Source organism: Geobacillus sp. CAMR5420, from assembly GCF_000691465.1.
Taxonomy (GTDB): Bacteria; Bacillota; Bacilli; order Bacillales; family Anoxybacillaceae; genus Geobacillus; species Geobacillus thermoleovorans.
Genome location: NZ_JHUS01000041.1, coordinates 18,366 through 43,972 on the forward strand (window position 1 = coordinate 18,366; position 25,607 = coordinate 43,972).

Here is a 25,607-nt window from a genome sequence, read left to right on the forward strand (position 1 = left end):
TCTATCTTTCCTCCATTGATTCAAATGATGCCAAACCGATAGACCGTCGTTGATGCTCGCTCTTGGCCAGCTGGCAATACGATCGACGGAAACTGCGGATGATGGATCGCATCCGGCAGTCCTTGCGTTTCCAGGCAGATGCCTAAATATTTCCGCGACGACACGCCGCCTAGATCCAACCCTTCCGGCAGCTGGTTCGATGTATACACCACCACGCCGACCTCATCCGTCTCCACCGTCAGCACCCGCCCACTCTCCGGATCGGAAAGCACAATCTCTTTGTCATGATGCCGATCGAGCCAAAACGGATGGTCATAGCCCCCGCCAACGAGTTCAATTTGCGGATGCCCGGATTCGACCGCCTCCCGGATCGTCTTTCCTTGCCGCAAGTCAAACGGCGTGCCAGTGACATCCAAGACGCGGCCTGTCGGAATCAGCTCCTCATTCAATTCCAGCACACGCGAGCTTTGGATTGTCAACGTGTGGTCCAATATATCGCGCTTGCCGTTGCCGCTTAGGTTAAAATACGTATGGTTCGTCAAATTGACGAGCGTCGTTTTGTCCGAACGAGCTCGGTGTGTGACGATCCATTCGTTGTCATTGTTCAGCCAATATTCCACTTGAACATGAACCGTTCCCGGGTACCCTTCCTCCCCGTCCGGGCTCGTGTACGAAAAGACGACCCCCACCGCACCGTCGCGCTGGACGGGCTCGGCCTGCCAAAGCACGCGGTGGAATCCGTTCGGACCGCCGTGCAAGTGGTTGTTGTTTTCGTTTTTCGCCAGTTGATATGTGATTCCATCAAGTTCGAAGCTCGCCCCGCGAATGCGCCCCGCCACCCGGCCGATTACGGCGCCGAAATAAGGGGCGTTCTCAACATACGGTTCAAATCGTCCAAACCCGAGCACGACGTTTTCGATGTTGCCGTTCCGGTCGGGAACGCGGAGGTCCGTCACGATGCAACCGTAGTTTGTCGTGGACAGTTCCATGCCGTGTTCATTTGTCAACGTAAATAAAAGAACATCTTTTTCGTTGAAACAAGACCATGTTTCTTTCCTAATCCGCAACCTCTCTCCCCCTCTCCAACGATGGAAAAAGCAACGATTTGATCATTTTCATCATACTATATTTCATTTAGTTTGTATATAACACAAACAAACTTAACCACAATCACATATGACATCATCCTTTTACCGAACCGGCAACCAATCCTTCAATAATTCGATCGCTCAAGAATAAGTACACAATCAAAATCGGCAAAATGCTGATCACCAAAGTCGCGCCGATCGCCCCCCAGTCGGTGAGATATTGGCCGACAAAATTATTGACTCCGACTGTGATCGTTTTCCATTTTTCCGAACTAATGAACGTGTTGACAAACACAAACTCATTCCAATTGTAAATCATGTTGATAATAGCTGTAGTCGCAAGAACAGGCGCTGTCATCGGCAATGTGATGCGGAAAAAAATGCGATGAACAGAGCACCCGTCCATTACCGCCGCTTCTTCGATTTCGCGCGGCAACGACTGATAAAATCCCAGCAAAATCATAATCGTAATCGGCAAGTTAAAGGTCGTATACGAAAGGATGATCGAAACGGGGTTATCAATCAAGTTCATTTTATTATAAATATTAAACAACGGAATGAGCGTCGAATGAAGCGGGATCATGTAAGCGATCATAAACAGGGCCAATACAACACCTTTGAATTTCCACTCCATTCTGGTCAAGGCGAACGTGACAAAACTGGCTAAAATCAAAGTCAATACAACAGCGACGATCGTATACCAGACACTATTGAAAAAGTATTGGTTGATCCCTCCATCAAACCAAGCATTTATATAATTTTCCCATCGCGGAGATTTCGGCAAAGCGAACGGAGACATTCCAAATACTTCCTGATTCGTCTTCAACGACAATAAGAATAACCATACTAACGGATATAATTGAAGAAGCGCTACGACAACCAAGATAAAGTAAAGAATTCCCATTGCGATTTGTCGTAAAGGAGAACGAGGCTTGGAATCTAAGATTTTCTTTTCTTTCATGGTCAATTCTCCTTTTATTCTTGATTGACTCTCAACATTTTTTGAATCATCCAGGTCGCTCCCATGCTAAGGATGAGCAACCCAAAACCAATCGCACTTCCATACCCGAAGTTGAATTTCCCAAACGCTTCTTTATACATATAAGAAGCAATCACTTCCGTGGCATGCCCCGGGCCGCCTCCGGTCATGACGTAAATCAAATCAAAATATTTCAAAGACCCGACAACGGCTAGAATCACCAATACTTTTAACACCCCAGAAATAAGGGGCACCTTAATTTTGTAGGCAATTTGAAAGGCATTGGCACCATCGATTCTTGCAGCTTCAATCAATTCTTGAGGTACATTGATCAAAGCCGCATACAGAATGATGATGTAAAATCCCGCATACTGCCAAACGATCGGGATGAAAACCGAATATAGCGCCATATCCGGATCCGCCAACCAAAGTGGAGTCTCTTTTATCCCAAACATAGACAATAAACTGTTAATCAGCCCATTCATCGGATCAAAAATCTTAATCCAAAGTTGAGCGATGGCGACAGACGACATAAGCATGGGAATAATGTAAATTTTTCTAAACAAATTCCCTCCCTTAATTTTGCTCGCTAATATTAAAGAAACGATTAAATAGCCGATCAAACTGAGAACGGAAAACAACGCCAACAAGACGGAGTGCCAGGTGCTCTCCCAAAACAGCTTGTCATGAATAAGCTTTTTATAATTCTCCAAGCCGATGAACTTCATCTGGCCTACCCCGCTCCAATCCATCAATCCATAATATCCCGTCAGCGCAATCGGGATATAAATTAAAAACAAGACAAGGAGAAGCGACGGCAGGACATAAAGAATGATGGCTGTTTTATTGGACATAACGTTTTTCATCGCTGATAACTCCTTCTTTACAAATAAGGGGGCATGTGTTGTTCCAGATGCCCCCAAAATTCTTATTTGTTGGCTTCCTCCGCCAACGCGTCATCATGTTGTTTCGCAAATTCTTCTGGCGTGATTTGTTTGCCAAACAGGGCCGTCATTAAGTCATGGTGCAGCTCAGAAACATTCGGGCTTGCTTGGGTGTCAAACCAAGTCGTAATGTTTGTCGCGTTATTGATGTCATGCAAGACATCCAGGTACATCTTCGGTACGTTCAACCCTTCTGTATTCACCTTTGTAGCTGGTAAAATGCCTGCACCTTCCACTGACCGTTTGCCCCATTCTTTGACAAGGTACGCCGCGAAGTCTTTCGCTTGTTCTTTATGCTTTGAATTTTCCGCGACAAACGCGCCTAGCCCAGGACCGCCAACATAACTGTTGATGTCCGTTCCTTTGCCGCCTTCATACAGTGGGAATTTAAAGTAACCAACCTTCTCTTTAAACTCTTGCGGCACATCCGGGCTGGTTGTAAAGTTCGGCAACTCCCATGTGGCCGTTAAGAACATGGCTGCCTTTTCGTTTAGGAAATAACCTTTAGCATCATCATTCGAGAAGGCAGTGTTCCCTTTGACAAAGAACCCCATATCCACAAGATTTTGAACTTCTTTTGCCGCTTTGACAATAGCTGGGTCAGACATTTTCACTTTTCCTTGAATGACATCGGTCAAAATCGTCGGGCCGCCAATCCGGTCAGCGAGGTACATAAACCACATCGATGCCGGCCATCCGTCTTTTGAACCGACTGTGGCTGGAATCACCCCATGCTTGATCAACGTTTTCCCAATGTTTTTCAAATCTTCAAAGGTTTTCGGTTCCTGAAGACCATATTTTTTGAAAATCTCTTTGTTGTAGAAAATATACGTGATGTTCATCTCCATTGGAAGCGCATACGATTTGCCGTTAAAGGTATACGCTTCTACCGTTCCAGGTACAAACTGGTCTTTAAATTCTTTTTCGATAATATCATTTAGCGGCGCAAATTGTCCTCCAGTGGCGTATGGTTCGGCAAAACCGTTCGACCACGTCAACCCTACGTCAGGCAATTCATTCGAAGCGGCCAACACTTTTAATTTATCCCGATATTGATCCGGATTTAATACCTCTACATCAATCTGAACATTCGGATGCTTCGCTTCATAGTCTTTAATAATCTCCTCTACAAGATTGTAGTAAGCGGTTGAACTGCCTTTTGGCCAGTCGTGCATAAACTTCAAATGAATTTTCCCGTCTCCGGATTTCCCCTCGCTCGCAGAATCGCTCGACGAAGAAGAACAACCAGACAGCACAATCCCCGCCATCAACATTAGCAAAACCAACCATGTGAACGCTTTCTTTTTCATAAACTGTACCCCCTTTTCTATTCTTTGCTTGCAAATACAGTCTACCATCATCATGAAGGGGGAAAAAGGCAACAACCATTAGGAAAAGTACCAGTATTTTTAGATTACTTTTCTTTTTGACTTTTTCGATAGCTGCTCGGAGTCTTTCCCTCCATTTCCTTAAACAAATGAATAAAATATTTCGCTGTTTTGTAACCGCACTCTTCCGCAATCTCTGATACAGCCATATCAGTCGTCATCAACAGTTCTTTAGCTCGCTGCATTCTTCTTCTTGTGAGATATTCGCTGAATGTGAGTTTCATTTGTTCTTTAAACAGCGTGCTAAAATAGCTTGGATTCAAATGGACGTGCTCCGCCACTTCTTTTAGTGATATATCATCTTTTAGATGCCGATCAATAAACTGGATGGCCTCGCGAATCGGTTCACGAGTTTGGGGGTGACGGTCAAGGGCATCGATGAGTTTATCGTCAATCAATTGTTTCATCACTCGTTCCCTTTCCTTTTGCTCGGAAACGTGGATCGCTTTTTCTACCGCTTCGAATAATTCGCTTTTTTTCACCGGCTTCAACAAATAGTTTAATACACCAAGGCTGATGGCTTTTTGCGCATAATCGAAATCAGGGTAAGCAGAAATGAGGATCACTGCCGGAGAATCGTCTTTTTCTCTCATTTCCTCTAACACATCAAGCCCGGTAATTTCCGGCATCCGAATATCTGTCAATAACACGTGCACCCGCTCTTGCCGCAAAATGTCAAGCGCTTCTTGGCCATTGGCAGCCGTTATGATTCGGTGTTTGCCGGAGGCCCATTTTTCCAACAACCGCTTCATCCCTTCTCTCGCCCTCGGCTCATCATCCACAACTAAAATGGTCTTCTCATGCATCATTTTTCACCTCCGTTAACGGGAATTCGAATCGTGACTTTTGTACCTTTGTTTTTATGGCTGTCAATCGTTATGCCATCGCTCGTTTCTTTCTTATAATAAAGTTGGAGACGTTTTTTCACATTATACAATGCCATTCCTTTTCCTTTCGCTTCTCCTGTATGCATAGCCTGTTTCACCGCCTCGAGCCTTTCTTCATCCATTCCAACTCCATCATCTTCCACCATGATCTCAAGATGACGATCCGAAACTGGCTTGACAGCCACGGTAATGGTACAAGGGGCTGTCCGGTTTTCCGAACCATGCACGACCGCGTTTTCGACTAACGGTTGAATCAACAGTTTTGGGATTTTGACATTTTCCCATTCCTCAGGCAGCGACAAATGCCACTTGATGCGATCGCCAAACCGAAATTTGATAATGTCCATATAATTTTCGATATGGCGAAATTCCTCTTTCAATGTGACCCAATCATCGTTCACATTTCGGCTGATGGTGTAGCGAAACAGCTCTGACATGGACACAACGACATCTGCCAACTCTTCTTCCCCTTTCTCTTCTAACGACCACCGCAGCGACTCCAACGTGTTGTACAAGAAATGGGGATTGATTTGCGCTTGAAGCGCTTTCAATTCACTTTGGCTGCGAACAATCTCTTTTTGATACACCATTTTGATCAAATGATTCGTTTCTCTCACCAATTGGTTATAGGTGCTATTCAGCTCCCTGATCTCATTGACCGTAACCATCTTCGGATCAACTGTTAATAACCGCTCATTCGCCAGCCGCATCGTTTTCGTTAATTGAACAATCGGCCGTGTAATGATGGTCGAGAGAAGCAGCGAACATAAAAAGTAAACAAGCATCCCGATAATGCCAGCGAAAATGATCCCAAACCGAATGCTGTTCACTCCCTTGGTCAGGGCACTGACAGGCGTTAATATGAAAACGGTGAACCCTTTGTTGGAAGACTGCTTTGTTACCATGTATTCGGTTTGATTTATTACCGTTGCTGACCGTTGATTTAATGAAGATACATCAGTTAAGCTGGAATTATTTGAAAAAATAACCTTTCCTTCCGGATCGGAAACCAATACGTATTGCCCCGTGTTCACCTCAGTAATCGCGAAATACGGCTTGTAAATTCGCACAAGCAAGTATCCCCCGTTGGCAAAATGAAGCTCCATCAACGTAATGCGCCGTATCGCTAAATAAAATTGCGGGTTTCGCGGATCTTCTCCGATCCATACAAGTCTGCCTTTCGCGCGATCCGCTTCATAAATCCATTTCACGTTGAGACGTTGAAACATCTTCATAGAACTGTCTAGGGGAAACACTTGCTTTAAATCTTCTGTATAGAGCTCGACAGAGTAAATGCCCTCAGAGTTGGCTTGGATATTATTAACCACACTTTTTAACCTTTGCAATTCTGGAAACGTCACTTTCTCTCCCCCATGGATTCGTTCAAATAATCGTTGAACTTCTTGATTGGTCATCACAAACTTTGTCGCTGTATTCAACTGTTCAAACAATGAATCAATCCGACCGCTCGCTTCAATAGCTGTCTGCTTGATTTGGTTTTCAGCGTTGTTCCGAATCAACAGGGACACTTGCTTGAGCGTGATCATGCTGACGAGAGACAGCACAATCACCATGACAAATAGGAATACGACCAATATCTGATTTCGCAACGTGTTCCATTTTTTTAGGTAGCTAAGCATGGCGATGTCCCTTCCTAACGGAAAAGAGTATGTGAAAGACAAATCTCTTTAATTACTAGTATAGTGGCTTCTACATAATTTGTATAGAACACAAACAAAGATTGTCGAAACAAAAAGCTGATCGTGTCCGGTTCATCAACCATCCGACCAGCTCATTCATTCACCTTGGTATTTCATCTTCATTTCCAAATCATTTCACACAGTGAATAGCAACATCGATAGGTCTATTTCTCATTCACCCACACCGTCATCTCCCCTTCCCCACGGTTGCACCAAGCGTAATAAGGAATCGCTCGGAACGGAACTTGATAGGTTCGGGGTTCAATCGGCCGATACAACTCATCATTCCATGCCGACTCATCGACCCGCTCGGCGGTGCCTGTGATTACCACGACCCCTTCCAGTAAGTCCGGCTCAAAGTGCGCCTCAAGCTTGGCATCGCGCGGAAGGAACAAATTTGCCAAATTCGGTCCGTTATCGACTTCTTCCAAACAATACACAATCGGTCCGCGCTGCAACGCAACCTTGCCAGCGTTGGCACGCACTTGGGGATGCGCCTTAATCCGCTCGACCGGCATCGAGAAGTGAAGGACCATTTCATCCCCTTGCCGCCACACTCGACGGATATAAGCGTACCCTTTTTTGGTCAGCGGCGCAATGTCTACGTTTTCCCCATTGATCGTTGGAATGCGCAATCCAAGTGTAAATTCCTGAGCTGATTCCGTCGAAACCGTCAACTGAACCGTTCCATCCAAAGGATAATTCGTCTCCTGCACGATCTCGACTGACCGACCGCCTATTTCCGTTTGAATGTTGCTGCCGACATAAAGTTTGCGAATAAATGTAATGGCCGATCGAGGCGATGAGACGGGCCAAGTTCGGCGGGCAGCACGCGCAGCTGAACCATTTTTGCCGCACCGGTTTCACATGGCGTTTGTCATGGCGTTCGCACGCCTTCGGCCACACTTCGAGCGGGTTGACGTAAAAGAATCTCTTGCCGTCCAAGTCCATGCCGCTGATCGTTCCGTTGTATAGCGCCCGTTCCATCACATCCACGTACTTCCCATCCATCTCCAGTTCCAGCATGCGACGGGCCCAAAACACTAACACAATTGCCGCGCACGTCTCGGCATAGACCGTATCATTCGGCAAATCAAAATCAAACGTAAACGATTCGCCAAAAGCGCTCGAGCCGACGCCGCCCGTGATATACATCTGACGTTTTGTCACGTTTTCCCACAACGTTTGGCATGCTTGTTTCAACGACTCGTCTCCCGTTTTCGCCGCCAGCCCAGCCATGGCGGTATACATATAGAGCGCCCGCACCGCATGCCCGACAGCTTGTTTCTGCTCCCTGACCGGAATGTGCGCCTGATGGTACCGATACCCGCCGTCATACCAAAATGCCCCCGTTTCCCCTCTTGCTTCTTTTTCCTGATCAAAATAGTGCGGCTGTTGCCCGCGCTGGTCAATAAAATATTGGCTCAATTTTAAATAGTTCTCGTTTCCAGTCGCCTCATACAATTTCAACAGCGCCAACTCAATTTCCTGATGTCCGTCGTATCCAGGAATTTGGCCTTCCCCGCGGCCGAATACCGTACCGATATAGTCGGCATATTTGCACATAATGTCTAAAAAGCGCCGTTTGCCTGTAGCCTGGAAATAAGCAACTGCCGCTTCGATCAAATGGCCGGCGCAATACAATTCATGGTTGTCCCGCAGGTTGGTCCAACGTTTACCGGGTTCCTTGACCGTATAATACGTGTTGAGATAGCCGTCCGGCTGCTGGGCGCGGCCAAGCAGCTCAATCACGTCATCCGCGAGTGCTTCCAATTCCGAGTCGCGCTTTTCCTCGAGTAAATACGCCACCGCTTCGAGCCATTTCGCTACATCGCTGTCTTGAAAGACCATCCCTTGACACTCCACACGGCTCAAGCCGTGGGATTCTTGGGTCGTTCGCGTCCTCCTCCATTTCTGGTTCGGACAATGCCCAAGTTTAGGGGTGTGTCATCACCCCGTCCCATCGGGTTAGAGTGTACCCCGATGGGCGGCGCACCTGTGACCAGTGCGCTAGGTTAGGAGGCGAAGCCCGAAATCGCTTTGGCGATGTTGATGGCGCCATTCAAGTCGGCGTGGAGAGTGTATCCACACCTTTGGCATCGGAAGCGGATGCCGTTTCGATTCGCTTTCTCCCGATGACCACACTTGCACGTTTGGCTCGTATAGGTCGGATTCACCCACTCGACCCGAATGCCTGCCATTTCGGCTTTATAGGCAATCATCGTTTGTAGTTGGTGAAATGCCCAAGAATGAAGGCTTCGTCCTGCTTCTTTGGCCGATTTGGCCCGTTTCCGAATCCCCGTCAACGCTTCCATCCGAATCACGCCAACACCATTGGCGAGGGCAACATTCACGATTTGACGGCTGATTTTGTGGTTCACATCCTTCATCCAGCGGGACTCTTTGCGGCCGATTTTTCGCACCGCATGGAGTTTCTTATTTCTTTGCAATGTGCGCCGAAGGGCGGCATATCGTCGGCGAATGAAGGCGCATTGATTGCCTTTGAAAAACAACGATTTCGTTCCCACGCTGGCCACGGCGATATAGCGAAGCCCAAGGTCAACGCCCATCACCTTTGTTTCGTGCCGCGGCTTGACTTCAAAGGTGATGGCGATCGCCAAATACCATTTCTTTCTCTTTTTGTAGAGCTTGGCAGCCCCTTGTTTGGCGGTTCCATGGATAAGCCGATTCAGCCACGTTTCCTGATAGGAACGCGCGACGACCGGTACGCCAATTCGCTTCTCCAGTGTGGGGAAGGAAACCGTGTAGAACGCTCCTTTCTTTTCCACCTTTACGTTTTGATTGTTAAAGCAACACCAGAATGTTCGGAACTTCTTTGCCTTTTGTTTTTTCTTTTGGGCCTTCACTTCTCGAATCGTCTGATTCACGACGGCGGAAGGAAACCGCTGCAGCGAAAACTCCTTAAAAATTTTGCTCGTCGCTTGATTCAGCTCGGGATGATTCAACAGCCAATTCGCAAACGCGGTATTCACTTCTGTCATCCGTTCATACATGTCTTGTTTGACTTTCGTTGGATTGTGCAGCTCCAGCCTGAGGGTGATCGTGGGCATGGCTTCACCCCCTTTTCTTTTGAGATTCCATACCTAAAGAGAAACATGGTGGCTCAAAGCCATCCTCTTAAGGGATTGCCGAGCAACGCCTTCTTTCCTCCCACGATTGAAACCATGGGCTTTCAGACGACTTTTTCTGTAACACTCTCCATCCGATTCCCCTGCGGCAATGCGAAAGTTCTCAATCGCATGGCTTGGTTCAGCGCCTAGGATGCGGTCATTAAGCGCTTCCCACTGGTAAGGAACGACTTCGTTCCGGACGACATCGATATATCGTTTCCAAAACCGATCCTTGACATTTGCCCTTATTGTAGCTTTTTCCACTTTGATTCCCCCTATCATGTTCCTAAAACCCATTCATTTAAAAAGTAGAGAATCGTAAAGCGGTTCGGACGCAATCGATGAGCCTCCCGCAGACTCCGTTCAACCAACGGAAGATCGATGCCGAGTTGTTCCGGGAGAGCGGCCCCTCCTACTTTCTCTAACATAGTTCGAACGCGCCCTGGAGAGGGCAAGGATTCAAGCAGTTTCTGAATAGAAGCCGCATTGGCTTTGAGTCGTTTCCTTGCAGTTTCGTCTATTGATTTCGGCCGTTCTTCTAGTTTGTTCCATAACGGCCAAAAGACGCGTTGATAGTGTTCAATGATCATCGGAGTCGCTGCGCCAACCTTCGCCCCGTGCAGCACTTGCCGTTTGTTCCGACGCAAAAATTCCATTTCCCAGTAGTGGGACAGATGGTGTTCCGCTCCCGATGCCGAGTACGATTGCCCCATGAGCAACATCGCAATGCCCGACTGCAGCAACGCATTCATTAATACACGAATCCCTTGTTCACCGCCATCGGCAATGTCATCAATATGGTCGACACATGCTTTGAGAGATTGTTCGGTAAGCTGGTGAACAAATGGACAATAGGGCTCATCGGCCATCCAGTGGGCAAACTGCCAGTCGACCAATGACGTATACTTCGCCACCATATCGCCAAATCCAGCGGCGATCATCTCTTTTGGAGCCCGGGATAACACATCCGTATGAGCAAATACAGCGACCGGCGCCTGTGCTTGAATGGTTTTTTTCACCCCACGAATGATGAGCGGAGCTCCCATTGACGTAAATCCGTCCACCGATGGAGCAGTAGGAACCGAAATAAACGGAACCTTCATTTTATGACTGCTAAAACGAGTAATGTCGTGAATCGTCCCCGCCCCTACGGCAACGAAAACATCAACATCGTTCGGCGTTTCCAACAGCACTTGCACAATCGAACGTTCATCGGCGATGACATCCCCATTTTCGTCCGGTTGCACGAGGCATATTGTATAGCGGATTGATTTGTTTTCCAGTTCATCACACAATGACTCCCCTGCTGCCGCAAACGTCCGCTCATCGGCCACCACGGCCACCTTCTCATACCGCTTATGGCGCAAATAAGCAACGAGCTGCTCAAACGCGTCGCATCCCACCGTCATCTGTTCAATTGGAATGTCATAATGAAGATGGCCACAATCGCATTGCTTCACCAATGGCACGATCTCTTCTATTATTGGGTTCACTGCACGATCTCCTTTCCAAGCCCCACGATGTCATAAATGGAATCCATCACATAATCCGGCCGTTCTTTTTCCCTCAATGCCTTCAATTCGTTGCGCTTCGTATTTCCTGTCAGCACAAGAGCGGTTTTCATGCCGTACATTCTCCCCATGCGAATATCGGATTCCACGCTGTCACCAATGACGAGACAGCGGTTAGGGGGCACCTTCAGCTGGCGCAAAGCCGCTTCGACCATAAAACAAGAAGGCTTCCCTAACACAAGTTCCACTTTTCGGCTCGCCGCCGCTTCAATCGCTCCTACCATCACGGCGACATCAATGGCATTCCCATGTTCACTCGGAAACGTTTTATCGATGTTGGTCGCAATGATTCGCGCCCCATGATGGACCGCACGAAATGCCAAATCCAAATCGCGGTACGTCATCGTTTCATGCAGCGTGATGATGAGAAAATCCGCGTCTTCCGGAGCCGGCGCCAATGGCACCTGGTGATGCTGCAGCTCTTCACGCAATCCTTCGTCGCCTAACGTCCAAACTTGGCATAGCGGATAATGTTTCCGCAAAAATTGGGCTGTTACCGTTGAGGATAAAATGATGTCTTCCTCCCCCGCCGCAATTCCAAACCGTTCAAGCTGTTCATGGCACATGCGCCGCGACCAATTGCCCCGGTTACTGACGAACACGATTCGTTTTCCAAGAGAACGGAGGTAGGCAACCGCCTTATCTGCATGCGAAATGAGTTCATTTCCCTTCCATATCGTCCCATCAAGATCAATCAACACCCCTTCAATTTCCTCTATCAAGAGCCATCCCCCTCCCATCCGCCTATGATGTCCGCCCGCCAAACCGATAGACCGTCGTTGATACTCGCTCCTTGTCAGCTGGCAATATGATCGACGGAAACTGCGGATGATGAATCGCATCCGGCAGCCCTTGCGTTTCTAAGCAAATGCCGAGATGTTTCCGCGACGGCACGCCGCCTAAATCCATTCCTTCCGGCAGCTGGTTCGATGTGTACACGACCACGCCGACTTCGTCCGTCTCCACCGTCAACGTTCGTCCGCTCTCTTGGTCGGAAAGAACAATTTCCTTGTCATGATGCCGGTCGAGCCAAAACGGATGGTCATAGCCCCCGCCGACGAGTTCGATTTGCGGGTGTCCGGATTCAACCGCCTCCCGGATCGCCTTTCCTTGCCGCAAGTCAAACGGCGTGCCAGCGACATCCAAGACGCGGCCCGTCGGAATCAGCTCCTCATTCAATTCCAGCACACGCGAGCTTTGGATCGTCAGCGTGTGATCCAATATATCGCGCTTGCCGTTGCCGCTTAGGTTGAAATACGTATGGTTCGTTAAATTGACGAGCGTCGTTTTGTCCGAACGAGCCCGGTACGTGACGGTCCATTCGTTGTCATTGTTGAGCCAATATTCCACTTGAACATGAACCGTTCCTGGATACCCTTCCTCTCCGTCCGGGCTCGTGTACGAAAAAACGACGCCGACCGCATCATCACGTTGAACGGTCTCAGCCTGCCAGAGCACGTGATGGAAGCCATTCGGTCCCCCATGCAGGTGGTTGTTGTTTTCGTTTTTCGCCAGTTGATACGCGATGCCTTCGAGTTCAAAGCTCGCCCCGCGAATGCGCCCCGCCACGCGGCCAATGACCGCGCCAAAGTACGGCGCGTTTTCAATATACGGCTCAAACCGGTCAAACCCGAGCACGACATTTTCGATGTTGCCGTTTCGGTCAGGAACGCATAGCCTCGTGACAACACATCCATAGTTCATCGCCGACAATTCTACGCCGTGATCATTGGTCAATGTAAACAAAAGCACGTCTTTTCCGTTATATCCAGCCCATTTCTCATATGTCACTTTCATGTTGCTTCCCCTTCCTTATAACCTTACGATGTTTCCCGTCTTCATCGATGTGCGGCAAGCGTCGAGCGCCCGCGCTTGTTTGATCATGCGCTCTGGCGAATACAACAGCGGTGTGCCTTCAAGAACAGCGCGCGAGAAGTGCTCGATTTGCAGCGCGTATTGATCGCCTGACACCGTTTCCTCATGCTCGCTTCCATCAGCCGTTACGATCGTAATCCGCCCCTCACCGCCATCGACATCCGGCCGATACGCCCGCGAGACAATGATTTTTCCCTTCGTGCCCACCACTTCGTATTCGTTCTGAAAGAGCATGTCAAAACTGCACGTGAACTGCGCAAGCACACCGTTTTCCATCCTCATCCAACCATTCGTCGTTACATCGACCGAACGGTGCGGATCAAAATGGGATTGAACAAATAATTCGATTGGTTCGACGCCAAGGATGTGTCTTGTTGAGTGCACGCAATAGCAGCCGACATCGAACAAGCTTCCCCCGCCAAGCTCATCGTTCATGCGGATATTCGTTTCCCGGTCTTGCAAATAAAAAGAGAAATGGGAGCGCATGTACTTAACTTCGCCGATCTCGCCAGCGGCCAAAAGCTGTTTGACCCGTTCGTGCTGTGGGTGGAACTGGTACATGAACGCTTCCATGAATAAAACGCCATTTTTCTCGCATTCCTCAATCATGCGCCGGACATCTTCTGCGCATAAAGCGGCAGGTTTTTCACAAAGCACGTGCTTTTTCTTCTTCGCCGCTTTGATCGTCCATTCAGCGTGCAGGCTGTTTGGAAGCGGGATGTACACTGCGTCGACGTCCGGGTCATCAAGCAGCTGGTCATAGCTGTCATACGCTTTCGGAATACCGAGCTCCTTCGCCGCTTGTTTAGCTTTCCCGCTCTCACTCGCAATGGCCACGACTTCAGCGTAATCCGCCCGACGAATGGCGGGAATCATCACGTCTTTGGCAATAGCAGCTGTACTCATAATACCAAAGCGGACTTTACATCCCATATTTCGTATCTCCTTCCCGTTTTCAAAGGGATAGGCTGGCCATCAGACCAGCCTTCATTTCCTTATCGTTTTCCTAAACGAATAACGTTCCACGATAACTTCGGCAGCGTCGCCGACACTTTTCCAGCGGACAGCTGAGCGTCGCCGTTGCGGTGCGGAACCACCGGGGAAGATTGCGCGGAATTCGTTTGTTTCACGTTTTCATGCTCCAAAACGATATGCTCAATGACGCGATAGTCTTCAAAACTGCGAACATCGCATTCGAGCAGCAACGCATCGTCCATATCACGGTTGACGGCAAAAATCGCCACTTCTTCTTTTTCTTCATTGTAAACCGCAATCGATTCTAAGTATGGTACATCGGTGAAGTCTTTGCTGTCGTATTTCGGGCTGGAAACCACCGGATGCAACGCCACCCCTCTTCCATACACAGAGGCGTGCATAAACGGATAATAAATCGTTTGTTTCCAAGCCGGACCGTTCTTTTCCGTCATGATTGGCGCAATGACATTTACTAATTGGGCCAAACAAGCAATCTTCACCCGATCCGCATGTTTCATGAGCGTAATGAGCATGCAGCCGACAAGAAGCGCATCTTCAAGGTTATAAATATCTTCCAACAGAGGGGGTGCAACGGTCCACGGCTCAATTTGCTTATCCGCCTCATTTGAGTGGTACCATACATTCCACTCATCAAACGAAAGATGGATCGTCTTCTTGCTTCGTTTTTTCGCCTTCACGTAATCGGCGATCGCCACAACCGAACGGATAAAATCATCCATTTCCAGCGACAGCGCCAAATAATTCGCCGTGTCATTATCTCGATTTCCAAAGTATTGATGGAGGGAAATATAATCGACATGCTCATACGTGTGATCAAGAACCGTCGCTTCCCATTCCGCAAACGTCGGCATATTTCTGCCTGAACTTCCGCACGCAACAAGTTCAATGGTCGGATCTACCCATTTCATCACTTTGGCCGCTTCACAAGCGATTCGTCCGTACTCAACGGCTGTCTTGTGGCCAATTTGCCACGGACCGTCCATCTCATTGCCTAGACACCATGTTTTAATTTTATGCGGCTCTTTATAGCCGTGGGAAATGCGCAAATCGCTGTAATACGAGCCCGACGGGTGGTTGCAATATTCAACCAAGTTGCGTGCCGCATCAATGCCGCGCGTCCCTAAGTTGACGGCCATATTCACTTCGGCTCCGACCATCTTGGCCCAATCGACAAATTCATTCAAGCCAATTTCATTCGTTTCCACTGACTTCCATGCCAAATCAAGCCGCCGCGGCCGCTTTTCTTTTGGCCCGACTCCGTCCTCCCAGTTGTAACCGGACACAAAATTCCCGCCCGGATAACGGATAATGGGCACTTGCAGTTCTTTGACCAGCTCGATGACATCTTGCCGGAACCCATTTTCGTCGGCTTGCGGATGGCCGGGCTCATAAATCCCTCCGTATACCGCGCGGCCTAGATGTTCGATAAACGAGCCATAGATGCGTTTGTCGATTTCGGCGATTTTGAAGTCTTTTTCGATGATCATGGTTGCTTTTTTCATACTCATATCACTCAACCCCCTTCTATAGTCGATTACCCTTTCACTCCTCCAACCGTTAAACCAGAAATAAAGTAACGTTGGAAGAACATGAATAATACAATAATCGGAAGAATCGTTAACAGAGATCCCGCAATTAAAATATCATAGTTATTGCCATAAGGAGTTAACAACCCAGATAAACCGATTGGCAAGGTGAACATATCCTCCGTTCGCAGAATAATTGTTGGCCATAGAAAGCTATTCCAGTAACCCATTGCCTGTAAAATAGCCATCGCTCCAAACGCGGGCTTCATCAACGGAACCATAATGCTGAAAAAAATTCTAAATTCCGAACACCCATCTATTCTAGCTGCATCAAGCAATTCCTTTGGCAAACCTAACGCGTATTGTCTAAAAAAGAAAATAGCGATAGGGGCTACCATGGTAGGAACAATAACTCCCCAGTATGTGTTAATCATTTTGAAGGACACCATCAACTTGTATAAAGGTAACATCAAAATTTCAGTCGGAATCATCATGACAGTCAAAACAAGAATAAAAATTACATTTCTGCCCTTGAAATTGTATACTGCCAACGCATACCCAACCATAGAGGAAAATAGTAAAGATAACACAGTTCCGACAGCAGTAATAATCAAACTATTTTTATACCAAGTCAGATATTTTGCCCCTTCTTGGAAGAGGTAAATGTAGTTCTTGAATGACAACAAATGTGCCTGTAATTTTAAATTTAACCCATATCTAAGCAGCTCCGTAGACGGCTTAAAGGATGCCAGTAATAACGCAAAAAACGGGAAGAGTGCGACAACAGCAAAAAGCGACAACATTAATACGACTACCGCCTTTGCAACTGGGTGAATTTTTGCTGTCTCTGTCATTCTCTATCCCTCCTTCCTGAAGGCTCCGGTAACCTTCAACTGAATAATATTAATAACAAATACGATGATTAGCAGCACAATCCCGACAGCAGAACCGAATCCCATATCATTGTTCATAAAGCCTTCTTGGTAAATATAACCTACTAAAGTAAGTCCAATATCACCAGGAGACTGATTTTGCCAAAACACAAAACTCTCCTCGTACATTCTAAAACCGCCAAAAATACTAATCGTTAACACATAAATTACCACTGGCTTTAAAAGTGGAAGTGTAATATAAAAAAACTTCCTAAATGCCCCAGCTCCGTCCATTTCTGCCGACTCATAAAGTTCCTTCGGGATATTTTGCAACCCCGAGAGAAAATACAAAATATTCACCCCTAGCCACTTTTTTATGTATGATAAAAACGAAGGACATGAGCCCTCCTTCCAGCCCATGTCCTTGGTGTTGTGCCGTATGGATTTGCACGCTGGCTTCACCTTACCGTCCCCGCCAGAATACTTCATTCCATCTTAGTTCGTTCTTGAATGAGGAGACGGACGTATGTTCATTGATCACGACACATTCAATCCCTGCCATTTCCGCAAAGTCTTGCAGCTGTTCTGTTGTAACCGCAAATGAGAAGCACGTATGGTGGGCGCCGCCAGCTAAAATCCATGCTTCAGCGGAGTCGCGGAGTGACGGGCGCGGTTTCCATAGAATGCGCGCAACAGGCAGTTTCGGCATCTCATGTTCTGGTTTCACTGCATCGACTTCATTGACAATGAGACGGAAACGGTGTCCTAAGTCAATCAACGAAGCATTGACCGCAGCACCCTCACCGCCGTCAAACACGAGACGGGCTGGATCTTCTTTTCCACCGATCGAAAGCGGATGGACTTCGATGCGCGGCCGGGTTGCGGCAATCGTCGGGCATACTTCGAGCATATGCGCGCCAAGAATCAGTTCGTTGCCAGGCTCAAAGTGGTACGTGTAGTCTTCCATGAACGACGTTCCTTTGCCACCGGCCATCACTTTCATCAACCGGACGAGGGCGGCCGTTTTCCAATCGCCTTCGCCGCCGAATCCATATCCCTCTGCCATAAGCCGTTGAACCGCTAGTCCTGGAAGTTGCTTCATGCCGTGCAAATCTTCAAACGTCGTCGTAAAGGCAGTGAAGTTCCCGTCTTGCAAAAAGGCTTTTAACCCAAGTTCAATCCGCGCCTGCTCACGGATCGACTCGCGAACCGGTCCATCTTGACGGCCGGCAGGTACAATGTCATACAGTTCGGCATATTCATCAAGCAGTTCGTTGACGCTTTGTTCAGAAACATCGCGAATAGATTGCACCAAATCCCCAATGCCATAACCGTTGACCGACCAGCCGAATTGAATTTGCGCTCCCACTTTGTCCCCTTCCGTTACCGCCACTTCGCGCATGTTATCACCGAAACGGGCAACTTTGAGATGGCGGCTTTCCGCAAAGGCGACGGCCGTCCGCATCCATTTCGCCAGCCGCTCGCGGACTTCTGGGTCTTCCCAATGACCAACGACCACTTTCCGGGCAACTCCCATTCTCGCACCGATAAATCCGTATTCTCGGTCACCGTGAGCTGATTGGTTTAAGTTCATAAAGTCCATATCGATGCTGTCCCACGGAATATCACGGTTAAATTGAGTGTGAAGATGCAATAACGGTTTTCGCAGCTCCAAAAGGCCGCCAATCCACATCTTCGCTGGCGAGAATGTATGCATCCAAGTGATGACCCCAGCGCATTGTTCGCTCGCATTCGCCTCAAGGCAAACGCGCCGAATTTCCTCTGGCGTCGTCACGACTGATTTGAAAACGAATGGGAACGGAAACACCGAATCGCGATTCCATTCATTGACCATGATTCTTGAATGTTCTTCGACTTGTTTTAACGCTTCTTCTCCGTACAAGTGCTGACTTCCTGTCACAAACCAAAATTCATAAGGACGTAATGATAGCATCATTGCTCCTCCCCGTTCACGATAAAGTCACAGATTCTTTCGCCGCTCGTGCGGTTTCTTTCCAATGTTTAAGCCGTTTCATGACATCGTTTTCCCCACGGCCGAAGTAGTCATGCAGTTTCGTATATTCTTGATACAATTGTTCATAAATGGCAACATTCTCTGGAATCGGTTTGAACGTCTCTTCACGCACTTTCCCCATGTTTCGTGCGGCTTCCACAATGGATTCATAACCGCCGTTTTCTTTGCCGGCCGCAACCGCCGCAAACATGGCGGCTCCGACTGCAGGAGTTTGTTTAGATGCCGCAATTTTAATCTCGCGGTTAGTCACATCGGCATAAATTTGCATGAGCAGCTTATTTTTTTGCGGCAGGCCGCCGCATGCATACAGTTCGTCGACCTTGACACCGTTTTCAACAAACGCATCAATAATTTTGCGCGTGCCAAATGCCGTCGCTTCAAGCAGCGCGCGGTAAATCTCCTCTGGTTTGGTCAGCAACGTATATCCAACGATGAGCCCCGTTAAATCGGTATCGACCAACACCGAGCGGTTGCCGTTCCACCAGTCCAAAGCAAGCAGCCCGGTTTCTCCCGGACGATAGGCAGCAGCGCGCTTTTCCAGCCACTCATGGACACTAACCCCTTCTTTTTCCGCCGCTTCTTTCACATAAGCCGGGACGCCTTGTTCAACATACCAAGCGAAAATGTCACCCACCGCTGACTGCCCGGCTTCATAGCCGAAATATCCTGGAATGATGCCATCCTCGACCACCCCGCACATTCCTTCCACATACTTTTCTTCCGTACCAAGCAACATATGGCAGATCGATGTTCCCATCGCCATCACCAGTTTGCCTGGCTCAACGACCCCGACACCCGGTACGGCTGCATGGGCATCAACATTCCCGACGGCAACGGCTGTTCCCGGAAGGAGGCCCATCGTGGCCGCCATTTCTTTCGTCAGCACTCCCGCTCTCGTACCAAGCGGAACGATCGGGCCGCGCAGTTTCGTTTCTGTTAAGTGTTCCAGCCGGGGGTCGAGCGCCCGGAAAAACTCCTTGCTTGGATAGCCGTCCTGTTTATGCCAAATGGACTTATAGCCCGCCGCACAGCTATTCCGGACGATATTGCCGGTCATTTTAAATACAACCCAATCAGTCGCTTCTAAAAAAAGATCGGTTTGGTCGTAGATATCTGGCGCCTCGTTTAGAATTTGCCAAATTTTAGCAACCATCCATTCGGATGAAATTTTTCCCCCGTATCTCGGTAAAAACGCTTCGCCTCGTTTGGTCGCAATTTCATTGAGCAAGTTCGCCTCATCCTGGGCGGCATGGTGCTTCCACAATTTCACCCAGCTGTGCGGGCGATGCTTAAACTCCGGTTTCAAGCAAAGCGGCTCGCCAGAAGCATCGACCGGCAACATCGTGCACGAAGTAAAATCAATGCCGACCCCGATCACATCGGCTGGGTTGACCCCTGACTTTTGCAATACCGTCGGGACAGCGGTCGCCAATACTTCAATATAATCAGCCGGGTGTTGCAGCGCCCAGTCTGGCTCGAGTTGTACGTTCGATTCTGGCAATACTTCATCAATAACTCCGTGGGGGTACGGAGTGACATGGTCCGCAATTTCGTTTCCTTCTAGATCAACGAGAACGGCTCGTCCCGATTCGGTGCCATAGTCAATGCCAATGACATACTTTTTCCCCATCTCGGTCTCCCTCCCTTTACTGCCCATAGTAAGCGTTTGCGCCATGCTTGCGCAAATAGTGGCGATCAAGCAACGTTTGGCTGATCGGCTTTGCATTTGGATTGAGCATGTACGTTCTTGCCGCCATTTTCGCCACTTCTTCCAAGACAACGGCATTATGAACCGCGTTCGCTGGATCTTTCCCCCAAGCAAACGGTCCGTGGCCGTGCACCAAGACACCTGGCATTTGCAGCGGATCGAGAAAACGAAACGTTTCCGTAATGACCTTTCCGGTCTCTAGTTCATAAGCTCCTTGAATTTCTTCATTGGTCATCGGACGAGTGCATGGAATTTCCCCATAAAAATAGTCCGCGTGCGTCGTCCCTAATACTGGAATTCCTTTTCCAGCCTGCGCCCAAATCGTCGCCCAAGTCGAATGGGTGTGAACAACTCCACCGATACCAGAAAATTGTTTATACAACCAGAGGTGGGTCGGGGTGTCCGACGACGGTTTTAAGCGCCCTTCCACCACATTGCCATTTAAGTCCACGACCACCATATCATCAATGGTCAGCTTGTCATACGCCACTCCACTTGGTTTAATGACAACCAATCCGCGTTCCCGGTCAATCCCGCTCACGTTTCCCCACGTAAACGTCACGAGGCGGTATTGAGGGAGCTGCAGGTTGGCCTTTAATACGGCTTGTTTCAACTCCTCAAGCATTGGCTCCCACTCCCTATGAAAAAACTCCTCACCTCCATTATACTATTGTACGTACAATTTTTCTATAATTTTTTTGATATCTCATACATTTTTTTAATTTCCTTTGTTGAGTTACGGACAATTAGCTCCGGTCGATAAATGATATCGCCAATTTTATCGACTGATCGTTGTTCGATCATTTGAATGAGCATCTCGGCCGCTTGGACGCCCATTTCTGTTTTCGGATGACGAATTGTCGTCAATTTCACCTCCGTCGCTGTCGCAAATGTAGAGTCATCAAAGCCAACGATCGAAATGTCATCGGGAACCGATAACCCTTGTTGGCGAATGACTTCAAGAAGCAAAATCGCCAGCTCATCGTTGTAGCAGACAAAGGCAGTCGGGCGCTCCTCTTTTGGCCGTTGCAAAAACTCTCGCGCCACCTCAAGCGGTTTTGTCCATTTCTCCTCTGTTGCGTAGGAAAGAAGATACTCCGTGGCCACAGGCACCTCGTGTTGCTGATGGGCGCGAATAAAGCCGCGCAAACGATCCACCCCTTGCAAATCGTCGGTTTTAAAGAAACCAGCAATCCGGCGGTGCCCTAAACGAATGAGATGGTCGGTCAATAAAAATCCTCCCTGCTCGTCGTCCATTTTGACGCATGGACAGCTCACTTCCAAATAGCGGGCATTGATCATCACGTACGGAATATGGAGGTTATTGAGCGACAAGTAGTAGCCCAGATTTGGATTTCCTTGCGCGCTTTTTGTCGGTTCGATGATCAGTCCGCTTAATGGCTCCCGAATCATCTCCTCAAGCTGCTCTTTCTCTCTCTGTTTATCATTATTCGTGCTGGCAAGCAAAAGACGGTATCCTTTCTCCCGCAACGTCTCCTCCGCCCCTCGGACGATATGGGGAAAAATATAATCGGAAATATAGGTCGTCACGATCCCGATCGTTTTCGTATCCACCTGTTCTTTCGGCTTCGGCCGGGACACAAATGTGCCGCTCCCTTGGATTTTGTACAGCCATCCTTCCTTCTCGAGTTCCCCTAGCGCCTGCCGAACCGTATGTCGGCTTAGTTGAAACTGGTTGGCGATTTCGTGCTCGGTTGGAATTTTCTCATCCGGCTTCATTTGTCCGGAAATGATCCAAGATAAAATTTCTTGTTTTAATTGCAGATATTTAGGCAGCGTTTTCTCCTTCATAGTCCACCTCAACGATAAAATAATGAGATACAAATTAATTTTATTATAACAGTTTTTATTTGTCCGTATCATTATTCTAAAAGCAAGCAGCGGAAAGAATGAAACATGAGGGAACTTGTACACGCTCTTTTTCGAGTGAAAGGGAACGATGGAGAAAACGCTTCAGTCTCCAAAACCACTTGAAATACGACTCGGCATATGGATCATAGAACCGATCGCACTCTTTCCGAGCATAAAGTCTTGCATCCATCTTTTGACCATTTGACAAAAAAGCCAAGCAATGCGCTTGGCCCTTCGCTTTCGCATTAAGCAGCTTTATTTTTGTTGTAAATATCAAAAGCCACAGCAATAAGCAATACAAGCCCTTTGATGGCCTGTTGCCAGTCAATACCGAGCCCCAGCAAGGACATCCCGTTATTCATTACGCCCATGACTAGACCGCCGATGATCGCTCCGCTAATCGTGCCGATTCCTCCATAAGCGGATGCGCCTCCAATAAAGCACGCCGCAATGGCATCGAGCTCAAACAAGTTCCCCGCTTTCGGCGTCGCAGCGTTGAGGCGAGCGGCAAAAATCAATCCGGACAAAGCGGCCAACACGCCCATGTTGACAAACACCCAAAACGTGACACGTTTCGTTTTAATCCCGGACAATTGCGCAGCCTTCTCATTACCACCAATCGCATAAATATGGCGGCCGACGACCGTCCGGTTCGCCACAAAGGAATAAGCAATGATCAACGCAGCCAAAATCACTAGAATCGTCGGAATTCCTTCATACGTCGCTAAAATATAAGTAAAAATCATGATCACAGCGGCAATCACAGCCAGCTTCAAGGCAAACATCGCCGCAGGGGTGACCGCAAACCCATATTTTTTCTGACTGTTTCGTTTTCTCCATTCCAGTACAACAAATAAGAGAGAAGCGGCGAAACCGATCACAATGGTGAACAGATGGATCTCTCCTCCATGAAATACGTCAGGGAGAAACCCAGAACTCATATTTTGGAATGTTTTCGGAAACGGGGCGATCGACTGTCCTTCCAAAATAACCATCGTCAATCCTCGGAACAGCAACATCCCTGCTAATGTAACAATGAATGATGGAATTTTTACGTACGCCACCCAAAATCCTTGCCATGCGCCAATCAAGGCTCCGAGCAATAAACAAATGAGCACCGTCAACCATACTGATGCATGGTGCTGAACCATCAGAATGCCGGCCAATGCCCCGACAAAAGCTGCCACCGATCCGACGGACAAATCAATATGTCCGGTGATAATGACAAGCATCATGCCAACAGCCAGCACCAAAATATAACTGTTTTGCAAAATCAAGTTTGTAATATTTAATGGCCGCAACAAAATGCCTCCAGTTAACACTTGGAACAATAACATAATCAAAATGAGAGCGATGACCATACTGTAACTTCTCATATTGTTTTTGATCATCTGCTTCAACGATAACTGCTGACTTTCTGTAGACCGCTTTGGAGAATGTTGTGCTGTTTTTTGCATTAGTGCTCCCATCTTATGCCCCCTCCTGAATCGCTGTTTTCGTCATAAGCCTCATTAGTTTTTCCTGTGTCGCTTCTTCCCGCGACACCTCTCCAGTGATTCTCCCTTCACTCATCACATAAATTCGATCGCACATGCCAAGAATTTCTGGGAGTTCGGACGAAATCATTAAAATACCTTTTCCTGCATCGGCTAGCTGCTGAATGATCGTGTAAATTTCATATTTCGCGCCGACGTCAATCCCCCGTGTTGGTTCGTCGAGAATCAAAATATCTGGCTCAGCAAAAATCCATTTGCTTAACACCACTTTTTGTTGATTCCCGCCACTAAGGGCTTCTACTTTTTGAAATACGCTTGGCGTTTTAATTTTGAATTGGTCACGGAATCGCTCCGATTCAACAATTTCTTGATTTTCATCGACCACAAAATGATTTGAGATTTTCCCTAAGCGGGAAAGTGTAATATTTTTCCGAATGTCTTCCATTAGGATGAGGCCATTTCCTTTTCGATCTTCTGTTACATAGGCAATCCCGTTGGCAATGGCCTTGCTGACATCGCTGACATCGATTTTGACTCCGTTTTTCCATATCTCTCCGCTAATTTTCTTTCCGTATGACCGACCAAAGATGCTCATGGCCAATTCGGTTCGTCCCGCCCCCATGAGGCCTGCGATCCCAACAATTTCCCCTCGACGAATCGACAGATTGATGTGATCAAGCACCTTGCGCTCAGAATAAATGGGGTGATACACAGTCCAGTTCTTCACTTCAAATATGACTTCACCAATCTTCGGCGTCCTTGCCGGATAACGATTAGTTAAGTCACGCCCAACCATTCCACGGATAATCCGGTCTTCGGTCACCTCATCATGTTTCATATCCAACGTTTCAATGGTTTTTCCATCCCGTAAAATCGTGATCGAATCAGCGACTTTTGTAATTTCATTTAATTTATGGGAAATAATAATGGCCGATAACCCCTGTTTTTTCAATTCCAAAAGCAAATTCAGTAAATTTTCGCTGTCATCTTCATTTAATGCCGCTGTCGGCTCATCCAAAATAAGCAATTTGACTTCTTTGGCCAATGCTTTAGCAATTTCTACGAGTTGCTGCTTGCCGACGCCAAGTTGGCCGACCAGTGTATGCGGCGACTCATCTAATCCGACTTTCTGCAACAGCTTTTTTGTTTGAGCGATCGTTTCATTCCAGTTAATGATGCCTCTTTTCGCCCGTTCATTTCCTAAAAAAATATTTTCGGCAATGGATAGATAGGGAATCAAGGCCAGCTCTTGATGAATGATAACAATTCCTAACTGTTCGCTCTGTTTAATATCTTTAAATCTACATACTTCGCCCTTAAATAAAATTTCTCCGTCATACGTGCCGTACGGATAAACGCCGCTCAAGACTTTCATTAATGTCGATTTTCCTGCTCCATTCTCTCCACAAAGCGCGTGAATTTCCCCTTCCCGTATTTTTAAATTCACATTATCAAGTGCTTTCACTCCAGGGAATTGTTTCGTAATCCCTCTCATTTCTAAAATAAACTCAGACATCTCCCGCTGCCCCCCTTGTAAGA

Annotated in this window: 20 protein-coding genes and 2 pseudogenes; all 22 read right to left on the reverse strand. The window is 47.7% G+C overall.

The features are described 5' to 3' along the window. Positions 1-20 precede the first annotated feature (20 nt). The 22 genes and pseudogenes from DI44_RS07245 to mmsA all read right to left on the reverse strand — a co-directional run bounded on the left by DI44_RS07245 (position 21) and on the right by mmsA (position 25,584). Entirely contained in the window at positions 21-1,067 is a 1,047-nt protein-coding gene (locus DI44_RS07245; protein ID WP_033025527.1) for an aldose epimerase family protein, read from the reverse strand. Positions 1,068-1,182: 115 nt separating this feature from the next. Continuing rightward, positions 1,183-2,049 carry a carbohydrate ABC transporter permease gene (locus tag DI44_RS07240; protein WP_015374982.1) on the reverse strand — a complete coding sequence of 289 codons (867 nt, stop codon included), beginning with the start codon at positions 2,047-2,049 and terminating at the stop codon, positions 1,183-1,185. Positions 2,050-2,063: 14 nt separating this feature from the next. Beyond that, a complete protein-coding gene (locus DI44_RS07235) occupies positions 2,064-2,933 on the reverse strand; it encodes a sugar ABC transporter permease (protein ID WP_021321571.1) in 870 nt (289 codons plus the stop codon). A 62-nt stretch (positions 2,934-2,995) separates the two neighbouring features. Next, positions 2,996-4,321, reverse strand: coding sequence for an extracellular solute-binding protein (locus DI44_RS07230; protein ID WP_013145179.1), 1,326 nt, complete (start codon positions 4,319-4,321; stop codon positions 2,996-2,998). A 104-nt stretch (positions 4,322-4,425) separates the two neighbouring features. After that, positions 4,426-5,205 (reverse strand): response regulator, encoded by a 780-nt coding sequence (locus DI44_RS07225; protein WP_033025559.1) that lies wholly within the window; start codon positions 5,203-5,205, stop codon positions 4,426-4,428. Further along, entirely contained in the window at positions 5,205-6,926 is a 1,722-nt protein-coding gene (locus tag DI44_RS07220) for a sensor histidine kinase (protein WP_033025529.1), read from the reverse strand. Before DI44_RS07220 ends, DI44_RS07225 begins: the two co-directional genes overlap by 1 nt. Before the next feature lie 224 nt (positions 6,927-7,150). Next, positions 7,151-8,840 (reverse strand): annotated as a pseudogene (locus DI44_RS0117140) (beta-L-arabinofuranosidase domain-containing protein); the annotation flags it as partial. A 161-nt stretch (positions 8,841-9,001) separates the two neighbouring features. After that, positions 9,002-10,057 carry an RNA-guided endonuclease TnpB family protein gene (locus tag DI44_RS07215; protein WP_033025530.1) on the reverse strand — a complete coding sequence of 352 codons (1,056 nt, stop codon included), beginning with the start codon at positions 10,055-10,057 and terminating at the stop codon, positions 9,002-9,004. A 138-nt stretch (positions 10,058-10,195) separates the two neighbouring features. After that, positions 10,196-10,399, reverse strand: a pseudogene (locus DI44_RS18755) (glycoside hydrolase family 127 protein); the annotation flags it as partial. Beyond that, complete coding sequence (locus DI44_RS07205) at positions 10,396-11,610, reverse strand: sn-glycerol-1-phosphate dehydrogenase (protein ID WP_033025533.1); 1,215 nt, start codon at positions 11,608-11,610, stop codon at positions 10,396-10,398. The pseudogene DI44_RS18755 and the gene DI44_RS07205, both read right to left, overlap by 4 nt. Further along, entirely contained in the window at positions 11,607-12,428 is an 822-nt protein-coding gene (locus DI44_RS07200; protein ID WP_050483839.1) for an HAD-IIA family hydrolase, read from the reverse strand. The genes DI44_RS07205 and DI44_RS07200 overlap by 4 nt, the downstream gene beginning before the upstream one ends. 4 nt (positions 12,429-12,432) lie before the next feature. Continuing rightward, complete coding sequence (locus DI44_RS07195; RefSeq protein ID WP_033025538.1) at positions 12,433-13,485, reverse strand: aldose epimerase family protein; 1,053 nt, start codon at positions 13,483-13,485, stop codon at positions 12,433-12,435. Between the two features lie 15 nt (positions 13,486-13,500). Further along, the gene (locus DI44_RS07190) at positions 13,501-14,496 is read right to left on the reverse strand and encodes a Gfo/Idh/MocA family oxidoreductase (RefSeq protein WP_033025539.1); all 996 of its coding nucleotides are present in this window, start codon (positions 14,494-14,496) and stop codon (positions 13,501-13,503) included. A gap of 62 nt (positions 14,497-14,558) precedes the next feature. Next, positions 14,559-16,067 (reverse strand): alpha-N-arabinofuranosidase, encoded by a 1,509-nt coding sequence (locus DI44_RS07185; RefSeq protein ID WP_033025540.1) that lies wholly within the window; start codon positions 16,065-16,067, stop codon positions 14,559-14,561. Between the two features lie 26 nt (positions 16,068-16,093). Beyond that, entirely contained in the window at positions 16,094-16,939 is an 846-nt protein-coding gene (locus DI44_RS07180) for a carbohydrate ABC transporter permease (RefSeq protein WP_020279025.1), read from the reverse strand. Between the two features lie 3 nt (positions 16,940-16,942). Further along, positions 16,943-17,377, reverse strand: coding sequence for a sugar ABC transporter permease (locus DI44_RS0117145; RefSeq protein ID WP_277813382.1), 435 nt, complete (start codon positions 17,375-17,377; stop codon positions 16,943-16,945). 43 nt (positions 17,378-17,420) lie between these two features. Further along, entirely contained in the window at positions 17,421-18,911 is a 1,491-nt protein-coding gene (araA, locus tag DI44_RS07175) for an L-arabinose isomerase (protein WP_033012544.1), read from the reverse strand. 16 nt (positions 18,912-18,927) lie between these two features. After that, positions 18,928-20,622 (reverse strand): ribulokinase, encoded by a 1,695-nt coding sequence (locus DI44_RS07170; protein WP_033025541.1) that lies wholly within the window; start codon positions 20,620-20,622, stop codon positions 18,928-18,930. A gap of 16 nt (positions 20,623-20,638) precedes the next feature. After that, positions 20,639-21,325 carry an L-ribulose-5-phosphate 4-epimerase gene (gene araD / locus DI44_RS07165; RefSeq protein ID WP_033025542.1) on the reverse strand — a complete coding sequence of 229 codons (687 nt, stop codon included), beginning with the start codon at positions 21,323-21,325 and terminating at the stop codon, positions 20,639-20,641. 62 nt (positions 21,326-21,387) lie between these two features. Further along, on the reverse strand, positions 21,388-22,512 hold the full coding sequence (locus DI44_RS07160; RefSeq protein ID WP_021321557.1) for a GntR family transcriptional regulator: 1,125 nt from the start codon (positions 22,510-22,512) through the stop codon (positions 21,388-21,390). A gap of 305 nt (positions 22,513-22,817) precedes the next feature. After that, a complete protein-coding gene (gene mmsB / locus DI44_RS07155) occupies positions 22,818-23,963 on the reverse strand; it encodes a multiple monosaccharide ABC transporter permease (protein ID WP_277813383.1) in 1,146 nt (381 codons plus the stop codon). Between the two features lie 79 nt (positions 23,964-24,042). Further along, entirely contained in the window at positions 24,043-25,584 is a 1,542-nt protein-coding gene (mmsA, locus tag DI44_RS07150) for a multiple monosaccharide ABC transporter ATP-binding protein (RefSeq protein ID WP_021321556.1), read from the reverse strand. Positions 25,585-25,607 lie beyond the last annotated feature (23 nt).

Excerpts from the sequence above, each read along its gene's own strand:
- DI44_RS07240 (WP_015374982.1), bottom strand. The coding sequence starts at position 2,049 with ATGAAAGAAAAGAAAATCTTAGATTCCAAGCCTCGTTCTCCTTTACGA.
- DI44_RS07235 (WP_021321571.1), bottom strand. The coding sequence starts at position 2,933 with ATGAAAAACGTTATGTCCAATAAAACAGCCATCATTCTTTATGTCCTG.
- DI44_RS07230 (WP_013145179.1), bottom strand. The coding sequence starts at position 4,321 with ATGAAAAAGAAAGCGTTCACATGGTTGGTTTTGCTAATGTTGATGGCG.
- DI44_RS07225 (WP_033025559.1), bottom strand. The coding sequence starts at position 5,205 with ATGCATGAGAAGACCATTTTAGTTGTGGATGATGAGCCGAGGGCGAGA.
- DI44_RS07220 (WP_033025529.1), bottom strand. The coding sequence starts at position 6,926 with ATGCTTAGCTACCTAAAAAAATGGAACACGTTGCGAAATCAGATATTG.
- DI44_RS07215 (WP_033025530.1), bottom strand. The coding sequence starts at position 10,057 with ATGCCCACGATCACCCTCAGGCTGGAGCTGCACAATCCAACGAAAGTC.
- DI44_RS07200 (WP_050483839.1), bottom strand. The coding sequence starts at position 12,428 with ATGGGAGGGGGATGGCTCTTGATAGAGGAAATTGAAGGGGTGTTGATT.
- DI44_RS07195 (WP_033025538.1), bottom strand. The coding sequence starts at position 13,485 with ATGAAAGTGACATATGAGAAATGGGCTGGATATAACGGAAAAGACGTG.
- DI44_RS07190 (WP_033025539.1), bottom strand. The coding sequence starts at position 14,496 with ATGGGATGTAAAGTCCGCTTTGGTATTATGAGTACAGCTGCTATTGCC.
- DI44_RS07185 (WP_033025540.1), bottom strand. The coding sequence starts at position 16,067 with ATGAGTATGAAAAAAGCAACCATGATCATCGAAAAAGACTTCAAAATC.
- DI44_RS07180 (WP_020279025.1), bottom strand. The coding sequence starts at position 16,939 with ATGACAGAGACAGCAAAAATTCACCCAGTTGCAAAGGCGGTAGTCGTA.
- DI44_RS0117145 (WP_277813382.1), bottom strand. The coding sequence starts at position 17,377 with ATGGGCTGGAAGGAGGGCTCATGTCCTTCGTTTTTATCATACATAAAA.
- araA (WP_033012544.1), bottom strand. The coding sequence starts at position 18,911 with ATGCTATCATTACGTCCTTATGAATTTTGGTTTGTGACAGGAAGTCAG.
- DI44_RS07170 (WP_033025541.1), bottom strand. The coding sequence starts at position 20,622 with ATGGGGAAAAAGTATGTCATTGGCATTGACTATGGCACCGAATCGGGA.
- araD (WP_033025542.1), bottom strand. The coding sequence starts at position 21,325 with ATGCTTGAGGAGTTGAAACAAGCCGTATTAAAGGCCAACCTGCAGCTC.
- DI44_RS07160 (WP_021321557.1), bottom strand. The coding sequence starts at position 22,512 with ATGAAGGAGAAAACGCTGCCTAAATATCTGCAATTAAAACAAGAAATT.
- mmsB (WP_277813383.1), bottom strand. The coding sequence starts at position 23,963 with ATGATCAAAAACAATATGAGAAGTTACAGTATGGTCATCGCTCTCATT.
- mmsA (WP_021321556.1), bottom strand. The coding sequence starts at position 25,584 with ATGTCTGAGTTTATTTTAGAAATGAGAGGGATTACGAAACAATTCCCT.